This is a genomic window from Moraxella lacunata (assembly GCF_002027545.1).
Classification (GTDB): domain Bacteria; phylum Pseudomonadota; class Gammaproteobacteria; order Pseudomonadales; family Moraxellaceae; genus Moraxella; species Moraxella lacunata.
In genome coordinates this window covers 1-1643 of record NZ_MXAN01000072.1, presented here as the reverse complement: position 1 = coordinate 1643, position 1643 = coordinate 1, and the positions used below count along the sequence as shown (strand labels likewise).

The following is a 1643-nucleotide window of genomic DNA, read 5'->3' as shown; positions in this document are numbered from 1 at the left end:
CTAGTTTGGCAGGAAGTTTATTGTTAAATTTGTGACAACTTTAAAAGCTCTTTGGTCGCACCTGTCTTTTTCCGCCTACTTTAAATGACTGACTTCATCCACCAAATCATCAAGCAGAGCATCAAAAATATCATCGCCTGACAGCTGTTCTAATGGTTTATGGGGCTTATGTGTAGGCTTTGGTGGTGCTTGCATTTGTGCCTGTTCTGTCAATGTTTGGTTGGCTTGACTGGCTTGGTTGGTTTGAGCAACATTATCCATCATGTCGCTATTTTTACCAATCTTGTTATCCATAGCAGATTGTTGGGTGCTGCCAGCACTTACCTGTGGTTTTACCCCCACTTCATGCTCTATTTTCTGCTGTGGTTTTTGCTTTGCCATTGACTCGGGCTGATTTTGCACACCCTTATCACTAACATCTTTGACATCTTTGGCGTGCCAAAAACCATAACGATTGACCGTCCACCACGCTAAAAACTTACTGGCGGTAATGCTGTGTAGCTCATCAGGCAGTTTTACCACGTTCAAGCCCAACTCTTGCCATGTCCGCTCATCCGTCTCGCCCTGCTCACACGACTCTTTTGCCACAAAAATCTCATCTGGCAAGCCATCATACACTACTCGCCTATCCCATGCTTTTTGGGTCAGGTTCATGCGTGTGAGCTGATAAAATACGCCATCATGCCAGATGACATAACTGCGGTACTTAGGATGAACAAAAATTACGTCTATCGTTCTGTTGGCGGTGCGACTGGTTGGATTTTTCATGACAAAGACATCAAAAAGGGCTTATTTCTATTTTATCAAATTTTTTCATCATTTTAGTAAAATTATCTAGGGCGTGCCTACCATTGATAACATTTTTATAAAATAAGATGAGAATTTAATAATTTCAATCAATTTTTGCACGAAAAATGGCTAAATCTTGTGGCTCGAAGGCGAAAACTTGTCTGATAGAATAACTATCAACCTGCGTTTTTTCCTTGAAAAACGTGCGATTTCCCCTATTTTTCATGGCAAATACCAAAGGCAGGCACGCCCCAAAATTCTCCCAAAATATCCCTTGCATTCATGGGGAATTTTGCTATACTGTTACTAGATTTATCAACTAAGCGGTATCCTTTTCACACCTTTATTAAGGAGTTTACCATGTATCAGCACGTGTTACTTGTTACCGACTTAAATGACGACACCGACATTGTCGCCAGCAAAGCCAAATGGATTTTGGATTCGTCCCCTGCTGCCCAGTTATCTGTGCTACATGTGGTCGAAGAGACCATGCTCGGCTTTGGTTATGAACTCATTCCTGCGTCCGCCCTGCACGAAGAGATAGATGATGAGCGTTGCCAAGTGGCTCGCACTCGCCTTGCCGAAGTGTTGGCACGCAACAACCTACACGCCCACAACGCCAAAATCAAAACCGCCATCTCAGGACGTAAAGGCATCGTGGATTACTGCAACACCCACGCCATTGACCTAGTTGTCATCGGTCGCCACAAACGCACAGGACTATCAGCGTGGCTGGCAGGGGCGACTGCCGACAGCATTTTGCCCGATGTGGACGCTGATTTGCTCGTGGTGCAGTTAGGTTCGGTCAGTTAAACAAACATCATAATAAGGGCAAATTTGAACCGCACCCCAAA

At 44.2% G+C, this 1643-nt stretch carries 2 protein-coding genes; one reads left to right on the top strand and one right to left on the bottom strand.

The genetic code is table 11. The annotated features are described in order from the left end of the window. Positions 1-75: 75 nt before the first annotated feature. Positions 76-768: a hypothetical protein gene (locus tag B5J94_RS10060; protein WP_143821964.1), complete on the bottom strand. Its 693-nt coding sequence runs from the start codon at positions 766-768 to the stop codon at positions 76-78. 381 nt (positions 769-1149) lie between these two features. Here B5J94_RS10060 and B5J94_RS10055 point away from each other — a divergent pair, with 381 nt between their 5' ends. After that, the gene (locus B5J94_RS10055) at positions 1150-1602 is read left to right on the top strand and encodes a universal stress protein (RefSeq protein ID WP_062501779.1); all 453 of its coding nucleotides are present in this window, start codon (positions 1150-1152) and stop codon (positions 1600-1602) included. Positions 1603-1643: the final 41 nt, after the last annotated feature.

Bases quoted from the DNA above. Each gene is read 5' to 3' on its own strand.
- B5J94_RS10060 (WP_143821964.1), bottom strand. From the start codon at position 768: ATGAAAAATCCAACCAGTCGCACCGCCAACAGAACGATAGACGTAATT.
- B5J94_RS10055 (WP_062501779.1), top strand. From the start codon at position 1,150: ATGTATCAGCACGTGTTACTTGTTACCGACTTAAATGACGACACCGAC.